This window comes from Brunnivagina elsteri CCALA 953, from assembly GCF_002289455.1.
GTDB lineage: Bacteria > Cyanobacteriota > Cyanobacteriia > Cyanobacteriales > Nostocaceae > Brunnivagina > Brunnivagina elsteri.
Genome location: NZ_NTFS01000346.1, coordinates 1 through 7,107, shown reverse-complemented (window position 1 = coordinate 7,107; position 7,107 = coordinate 1). Strand labels below are relative to the sequence as shown.

Below are 7,107 nucleotides of genomic sequence, written 5' to 3'. Positions count from 1 at the left end.
GCGTTCGCGTTTAATTTCCCTTTACTTTCTCATGATTTATTTATCTTTCTTGGAAGAATAAAAACTGGGATGTACCCCTTCAGATGCTTCCCAAAAAAGTATATATTTTCCTTCTCCTAACCTTTCTGAATCTAGTTCATCAGCTTCTAGTTTGTACACTGCTTGAATTGCTGTGGACAAGACGTGTTGCAAAGTAGCAATAAAAGATTCTCGATTCTCTTCTGGAAGATTCAATGGTTCGACGACCAAGATATTACAAGTATCATCGACCATTAAATTAACTTCTGTATGCAAGCTTTCTGGGGGAATTTCATTTCTTTGGTCGCCCCACATACCAGTTCTCACATCGAGCTTAAATCCCCTTTCGTCAGTGTTTTTTTTCAATCCACGATTAATTCGCCAAATTTTTGCAGTTGCACCGTAGGTTAGTCTTAACAAAGGTTTACCGTCGGCACTTTCTAAAGTTGCTATTTCTTGTTTTTGGCTGGTGTAGCGGAAGTGAGTCGTAATGTTGTAACCATATTTGAGACGTTCTTCTTCGTCACAGGTAATACGTTCTTGACGACGGGCGATCGCGGTTTCCATCATCAGTACGCGGGAAAGTTTAGCGATGTTTTGGCAACTGTCTGATTGAATGGTGAAGCCACAGTTTTCACAAGTATCTCGAAAATCACTTTCATGGTAATACCCGCAATTGAAACAGACGCTGACTCGTTTATAATGGCTTTCAATCCCGCCTACGGGTACTTTGGTTTTTGCGACCTGGAATTTACTACCTTCATAGTAAACAATATTACTCGGTGCAAATTCTCGCAATGCAACTATGCGCGGACGGGAGATAAATTCACCACCGTTATTTGCGGGAATATATGCCCTCACGGGTAAGCGGGGGAAATTAAAGCCAGGTAAAAATCCCTCGGCGGCAAAATAGCGGTAGGGGTAAAATTCAAACTCGCTATTGCTTCTACCTTTATTGATTTGTCCTGTGAGTAAATCTTTTTGTCGTTGTGCTTCCCGTTCTTGAACTTCGGCTAGATGGCGTTGCTCTTGGGTGATGTCACCTCTTGCGGAACGATCGATGGTAAGACGGGCTGCTTGCAATTGTTCCTCAGCTTCGCGGTACAAATTTCGCCAGCGATCGCACGCTCGATTAAATTCCCCGTGGGCGCTTTCTAAGGTAAACTCTAACCAATCTACTGAGTACCAGGTAGATTTCGCGAGGTCTTTTTGAGAATATCGATCTGTAAAAATCGCCTTTGTGGCTTGCAGACATCTATACATTTTGTCTGCGCTCATTCTCAAGTCAACACTAATAGATTCTTTAATGGGATATCCTTCTAAATCTAAATCCAGGATTTTATTCATGGAATCGCCCAAGTCAACCTTAGTATGCGCCAGCCAAATTGAATATACGTGGGATTGAATTAAATCTTGGTTTGCCAGCTCTAACTTTGGTGGAGCAACAACTCCAGCAACCATTTGCTCTTGTCGCCGGAAAAAATACTGATCGTGACCGCTACCAGCTGCCGCATAAGTAATTACCAAAGCCTCTTGACCACTTCTACCAGCGCGACCGCTACGTTGGGCATAGTTAGCGGGACTAGGAGGAACATTCCGCAAGTGGACTACACTTAGGTCGGAAATATCAATCCCTAATTCCATTGTTGGAGAACAAAATAGGGCTGCTAATTCCCCATGACGAAATTTAGCTTCTCGTTCTTGACGAAGTTCATTTTTTACCTGTCCGGTGTGTTCTCGCCCTTCCATTGTATGAATAGTAAAAGCATTAGTCCGGTAAAAATTTTGGAAGAAACTATTAACGGCAAGATTTACAGCTTCGCCACCCTGCAAACGACGGGAGTTTAAAATATCAGGGGAAATTTCGTTGAGGTGGGTAGCTTTCCAGAGTAAGGAAGCTGTCTGTAGTTGTACTTCTGATTTTTGTTTGAATAAATATCCAGCTTCACACAAAGCGCCTATTAAGGCATTAATTAAATCGTTGTATTCGTCTTCACCTAATGGTTGCGATCGCCCTAACGACCAAGCTTGAGGAGAGCGTAAAAATTTTCCCAGCTTACTTCTAGATGTTAATTTAACTTTCGCCTTCCCATTAGTGCCACTTGCAGTAGTTGCCCAAGTTGCTTCGTGTAAAAGTTCATTTTCATCAAATCCCCAGGGTTCCTTGATGGCTTGCAAAACCTCGCGTTTAAGTTGGTCGCGGCGATCGCGTTGCAACAAAGGTGCATCTATGGCTAATTCTCGCCGCAATTGGTTTAAAAATGCTTGGACGGCAATAAAACGTTGTTCGGGGGTTGCTTGCACAATTATCGGGTGACGATACTGCTCCCAAAGTTCTGTTGCTGCACAAACTTCTTTGAGTTCAATATACTCAATTTGCAATAATCCACATTGTTCGAGGTTTGGTTGAACAATTCGCCATCCCCGTCGTAAATCTTCGTAAAGACGGTATTCGATAAGACTGCGGAAGGCATCTTCGTTACGGCGTTTCCCTGGACCAAAATTCGCTGTTTGTTTGGCATAGTCCTCTTGGGACATATTCATTTGGGTAACAACTTCTCCAGCCAACTGGCTATGAGTAAGTTCTGTTTTCTGCTGCAAAGCTTTATACAAAGATGCTCGTAAGAAACTGGTTTGCACGAAGTCATTAAAATGACCTGCTTGCAAGGATGCGTCTTGACGGTTGTCAGTAAAACTGAGAATTTTGGCAGCTTCCGGTTTAATAGCAGGACTCAACTTGAGACGACTGGTGCTAGAAAGGGAAAGCAGGGTGGTAGCGGTACTCCGTCCCTCGCTACTGAGACGAGAAAGTTTGGCAAACTCGTTTTTTCTTTTGTCGTGAACGATACCGCAGTTGAGACAGGTAAGAAATGGTTTGGGGATAAACCAACAATTTACTCCCTCAAAAACCGAATTGGTTATCGTTCCGTTGGGTTTGACTCGCAATTTACGGGGAATAAATGCGGCATATTCATCTTTGGGATGTCGTCCTTTCTTTTTGGTTTCTTTAAACCAAGTATCGGGTAATTTATCTTCATCGCTTTCATCCCAAAGTTCTGGTTCGTCTAGCGTTAAGTAGCCTATAGTTATATCAACATCATCGGGGCTAGCATCTAATGCTGTTGGTAGCTGTGGTAATAAAATTTGATTGTCAGCATCGTAGCGAACCACATAATAATCCTGACCGCATTCCCGACAAAAAACTAGGGGATAAAGTAGCCGTTCTTTTGTTGTTGTATATTGTCCATCTAGGGTTAATTCCCTTTGTTTCCGGCTTTCAATTGTTGCATAAACACTACCCCCTTGGGAAATAAATTGATGCAGTCGAAATGCCAACCCTTTGGTTTTACTTCCCCAAAGAAACATTTCTCTTAATGCTGATAAACAAACTGCTTCGGAAAGATTCGTTTCTTGGGCAAGTCTTACTGCACCAGCTTCGAGAGTAATTGGTGTACGACGCAAAAGATATCCTTGTTTTTCCTCCAAACCAAAGTTCATCTCAATCCAGTAACTTAGAGGATGTTTTGTAAATTCCTCTTCCTTGAAACTCCCAATGTAGAAAGCCCCTTGTCAAATTATAGGTAAAATTGTCAATTCCATCCAAAATTACTTGTACTTCAGGGTCTAGTGGTAATTCTGCTTGAAATGAGCGAATATATGAAGGTATATACTCTTGAGCCTTACTAATTGCATCCATTACCGAAGCTTTAGTTTTATCGATCGCTAACCATGCTCCTAGTAGTACAGATGCTACGCATTCAATTTTATCTGGTTCGGGGTTATCAAAAGCACACAAGTATTCTATTGATTTTTTAAAATCTACCTCCTTTTCTATAATTTTACTGAGACTATTTTCATAGCAAAAATAAATAACTTGGCTATAATTTTGAATCAAAATAGGTATATCTTTATTTAATTTTTCCTTTAGTTTTTCGCAAGCAACGACAAGAAATAGGAGCGAACCTTTGGAAGCCGATCTATTGAGTTGATGCTGCTTATAAAAATCATCACATATAGACTTTTCTCCCTCTCCCCAGACAATACTTGAGCTATTTTTTAACTGATAAACCTCGTCTACTTTGAGAACTGTAGTTTTCCACAAAGACCTTGAGATTGCTACCCTGCGGGTAGCCACTTTGTGTCTACCTTACGTCGCAATGACGGATTTGAATCTTAAAAAAAACTCCGGGTTTCATCATGGACGAGGTTTAATGCCGAAGCACTGTTTCATTCTTACAGTCAATCACCAAGTCGTCAACGAATGTAAAGCATTGACTTAATAAATGTATTTCTTGATTACATTCAATTACACACCTTGATAATAAAGCTAGCTGGTAGACAGCAAATATATCCTCATATCTAATTCCTTTACTACCACTAGTACCACCTGTATTTTTACGTTGAATGTACTCTGCGGTTTGAGTACCGAATAACTCTTCTATTTTCTGTTTTGTGTACATTTAGTAATTCTTTTCAAGTAAGTGTCAGAAATATTGCGACTCCTTAACAATGTCTCAAGTGTGGTTTTACACATTAAAGCACTACTGGGGTGATAATTCAAACATTATTTTTAGCATAATTTTTCATATACGATCGCATTAAAAGGTTTTCGGCAAAGCGATGGTCGCTCCGTGAACCGCCGAAAGCATCGCATATAAATTTTGATGTATTCTTCTGATATAGCTTTTAGCAAAGAGGAGGGGGCAAAATTCTACTTAGATGGTGTGATATGCTTACGTGACGCAGGGTATATCCAGTTTGTATTGCTGTGTAACTGCTAAGATGGGAACATATAGTATTATTGCCGTAAACCTATGACTGGCTTAGTAATCAAACCTTCATCTTGGCTAACAGAGGGAATTCAGGTTGAAAGGGTCAACAATCTCAACCTATTTAAATTTACAGAGGAACTAGGGTTGCGTATGCAAGAACTTCTCGATAAGAAAAAGGCTGACTTGTTAACAGCAGAAGAAAGTGCTGAACTAGAAGCTATAGGAGAATTAGATACGATATTTAGTTACATCAATGCGATAAATGCATCACAGTCGTGACAATTTCTAGTAGTACCCAGGAACTTGTACGGAAGCGTGCTGGATATAGATGTGAGTATTGCCGTTATCCTGAATTTCTTAGCACATCCCCTCTGACAATTGACCATATTAATCCACAATCTTTAGGTGGTTCAGATGATGCTGATAATTTGGCATTAGCTTGTCGTCGCTGCAATGAACGTCATTATAATTTCATTGTTGGTACTGACCCAGAAACTCAACAAGAAGTACTATTATTTAATCCTCGCTGTCAAAAATGGTCAGATCATTTTATTTGGTCAGAAGATGCTACGAAGATTATTGGTGTAACATCTATTGGTCGTGCAACTTCTAACCGTTTCGATTTGAATGATGAACGTCGCACTGATAATTTTATCCAAAAATCTCGACGTTTTTGGGTCAAAGGTGGTTTTCACCCTCCTGATGAAGACCCACGTCGTTCGTAAATAAATAATTTGAAATCAGCTTTTACTCAAACATTTTATCCCAGGCTTCGAGGACTAATCTTTGGGTGCGGTATTCGCCGAATTTTTTGATTTCGTTGTTCTTTAATACCCGGAATGTTTCGCTGGGAAAATCTGCACCGTAGACATCGGTGGGGTCTAAAATATATCGTAGTTCGTCTCTGGTTAAGCCGTAAAGTTTGGCGTAGTATGCATCGAGTTCGGAGCGTAATATTGCTCGTCTTTCGCTGTTCCAAATAAATGGTTCTCCGTTGTATCCCATGTCTTTAGCGAAGGGTTGCATGTCCCATGCGGTGTAAACTAGTTCGAGGACGCGAGGTGCGATAAAGTTTATGTCTTCTTGGGTGTAGGTTTCGGGTGAGATGACGGGGAGTTGTTTGAGGATGAAAAAACTTAATGAATTACCACCAATTTTCTGTCTGGCAACAAAATCTAGAACTAATACCAATTTAATATGAAGCTGCATATAATAGAGAAAATAAACTTGATAAATAAAAATAACCATGAGCCGTCCTTTTAAAATTGAAATAGCCGAGAGCGAAGAAGAACTTAAAAAACGTCTACAAACAGCCAATTTAGGGAACCAGAAAGAAAAACTTATTATGCTTTGGTGGATAAAAAGCGGGCAGCTTAAGAAGCAGCAAGAAATTGGAAAACGCTTGGCGAAAGATACCTCAACTGTGACAAGGTGGCTGCAAAAGTATAGGTCGGGTGGGCTATCAGAACTATTAGAAATAAAAAAAGCTCCGGGGGCACAACGGAAAATTACTGAAACCGCGATACGCCTTTGGCGTTAAGCTTCGCTTATCGCAGCACTTAAGGAAGAGTTAAAAACAGGGAAAGGGTTTGCGAGCTATGGTGCAATAGTTGAATGGTTAAAACAGGAGCATGGGCTTGAGATTGAATACGGAACGGTTTACTCACTGGCTCGATATACATTAGGAGCAAAACTAAAAGTACCTCGTCCCCAAAGCCACAAACAAGACGAAAAGTTGGTATCTGAGTTTAAAAAAAACTCGGTATTATCCTAGATAGCCTAGAAAAACACCTAGCACAAGGCAAGTGCGTCCATTTTCTGTGCCAGGATGAAACAAGGCTTGGATTAAAAACTTTAACAGGAAAAGTAATTACAGCTTCTGGAGTCAAGCCAACCGTACCTGTTAAATGGGGAAGGGAAAATTTTTGGATTTATGGCGCAATTGACCCATTAACGGGACAACATTTCCAGCAAGAATACCCCAAACTTAATGGTGAGTATTTTCAAGAATTTTTAGACTGGCTATCTCAGCAATTAGGCGAAGATTATGCAATTTTACAAATTGACCAAGCTCCTGCTCATATCAGTGGTGCAATAAACTGGCCTGAAAATATTATTCCCTTACTTCAACCTCCTCATTCCCCTGAACTCAATCCAATTGAAAGGCTTTGGCAGTTTCTCAAAAAATCTCTCAAAAATGAACTTTTTTCTTCTTTGCAAGATTTACGCGTAGGCGTAGCCTAGGCTGTTGACTTTGTGAGTTTTTAAGGAACTTTTATCATACAATAATAGTGTTGTATTTTTTCGAGGTAAAAGT

At 40.3% G+C, this 7,107-nt stretch carries 9 protein-coding genes; 5 read left to right on the top strand and 4 right to left on the bottom strand.

Going from position 1 to position 7,107, the window contains the following annotated elements:
* Positions 1–36: 36 nt before the first annotated feature.
* From CK510_RS23275 to CK510_RS23265, 3 genes are all read right to left on the bottom strand, one after another.
* A complete protein-coding gene (locus tag CK510_RS23275) occupies positions 37–3,516 on the bottom strand; it encodes a helicase-related protein (protein WP_095723949.1) in 3,480 nt (1,159 codons plus the stop codon).
* A gap of 1 nt (position 3,517) precedes the next feature.
* Positions 3,518–4,153, bottom strand: a complete 636-nt coding sequence (locus CK510_RS23270) for a hypothetical protein (RefSeq protein ID WP_095723948.1) — start codon at positions 4,151–4,153, stop codon at positions 3,518–3,520.
* 73 nt (positions 4,154–4,226) lie between these two features.
* The gene (locus CK510_RS23265; RefSeq protein ID WP_211293274.1) at positions 4,227–4,478 is read right to left on the bottom strand and encodes a hypothetical protein; all 252 of its coding nucleotides are present in this window, start codon (positions 4,476–4,478) and stop codon (positions 4,227–4,229) included.
* 354 nt (positions 4,479–4,832) lie between these two features.
* Between CK510_RS23265 and CK510_RS23260 the strand changes: the two genes are divergently transcribed.
* Positions 4,833–5,069, top strand: coding sequence for a hypothetical protein (locus tag CK510_RS23260; RefSeq protein WP_095723947.1), 237 nt, complete (start codon positions 4,833–4,835; stop codon positions 5,067–5,069).
* Positions 5,066–5,515 (top strand): HNH endonuclease, encoded by a 450-nt coding sequence (locus tag CK510_RS23255; protein WP_095723946.1) that lies wholly within the window; start codon positions 5,066–5,068, stop codon positions 5,513–5,515. The genes CK510_RS23260 and CK510_RS23255 overlap by 4 nt, the downstream gene beginning before the upstream one ends.
* A 22-nt stretch (positions 5,516–5,537) precedes the next feature.
* Here CK510_RS23255 and CK510_RS23250 read toward each other — a convergent pair whose 3' ends face one another.
* On the bottom strand, positions 5,538–6,038 hold the full coding sequence (locus CK510_RS23250) for a hypothetical protein (RefSeq protein ID WP_245912338.1): 501 nt from the start codon (positions 6,036–6,038) through the stop codon (positions 5,538–5,540).
* Between CK510_RS23250 and CK510_RS23245 the strand changes: the two genes are divergently transcribed.
* The 3 genes from CK510_RS23245 to CK510_RS34445 are packed head-to-tail and all read left to right on the top strand — an operon-like array spanning position 6,037 to position 7,034.
* Positions 6,037–6,330 (top strand): helix-turn-helix domain-containing protein, encoded by a 294-nt coding sequence (locus CK510_RS23245; protein ID WP_095723945.1) that lies wholly within the window; start codon positions 6,037–6,039, stop codon positions 6,328–6,330. The genes CK510_RS23250 and CK510_RS23245 overlap by 2 nt on opposite strands.
* Positions 6,331–6,339: 9 nt before the next feature.
* Entirely contained in the window at positions 6,340–6,564 is a 225-nt protein-coding gene (locus CK510_RS34450) for a winged helix-turn-helix domain-containing protein (RefSeq protein ID WP_095723951.1), read from the top strand.
* The gene (locus CK510_RS34445) at positions 6,555–7,034 is read left to right on the top strand and encodes an IS630 family transposase (protein WP_095723950.1); all 480 of its coding nucleotides are present in this window, start codon (positions 6,555–6,557) and stop codon (positions 7,032–7,034) included. Before CK510_RS34450 ends, CK510_RS34445 begins: the two co-directional genes overlap by 10 nt.
* Positions 7,035–7,107 lie beyond the last annotated feature (73 nt).

Bases quoted from the DNA above. Each gene is read 5' to 3' on its own strand.
- CK510_RS23275 (WP_095723949.1), bottom strand. From the start codon at position 3,516: ATGAACTTTGGTTTGGAGGAAAAACAAGGATATCTTTTGCGTCGTACA.
- CK510_RS23265 (WP_211293274.1), bottom strand. From the start codon at position 4,478: ATGTACACAAAACAGAAAATAGAAGAGTTATTCGGTACTCAAACCGCA.
- CK510_RS23260 (WP_095723947.1), top strand. From the start codon at position 4,833: ATGACTGGCTTAGTAATCAAACCTTCATCTTGGCTAACAGAGGGAATT.
- CK510_RS23245 (WP_095723945.1), top strand. From the start codon at position 6,037: ATGAGCCGTCCTTTTAAAATTGAAATAGCCGAGAGCGAAGAAGAACTT.
- CK510_RS23250 (WP_245912338.1), bottom strand. From the start codon at position 6,038: ATGGTTATTTTTATTTATCAAGTTTATTTTCTCTATTATATGCAGCTT.